Annotated in this window: 1 pseudogene; it reads left to right on the top strand. The window is 62.6% G+C overall.

What is annotated here, in order from left to right:
* Nucleotides 1-235 (top strand): annotated as a pseudogene (groEL, locus tag FNJ47_RS48995) (chaperonin GroEL); the annotation flags it as partial.

The raw sequence follows: 235 nt of genomic DNA, 5'->3' as shown, positions 1-235 counted from the left end.
CTCGGCATCAAGCTCGAGAACGTCACGCTGCAGATGCTCGGTCGCGCCAAGAAGGTGATGATCGACAAGGAAAACACCACGATCGTCAACGGCGCCGGCAAGAAGGCCGACATCGACGCCCGCGTTGGCCAGATCAAGGCGCAGATCGAGGAGACCACCTCGGACTACGACCGTGAGAAGCTGCAGGAGCGTCTTGCCAAGCTCGCCGGCGGCGTTGCCGTGATCAAGGTCGGCG

Source organism: Bradyrhizobium uaiense, assembly GCF_010811875.1.
GTDB classification, from domain to species: domain Bacteria; phylum Pseudomonadota; class Alphaproteobacteria; order Rhizobiales; family Xanthobacteraceae; genus Bradyrhizobium; species Bradyrhizobium uaiense.
The sequence above is the reverse complement of the archived record's forward strand: the minus strand, read 5'-3'. Positions and strand labels throughout refer to the sequence as shown.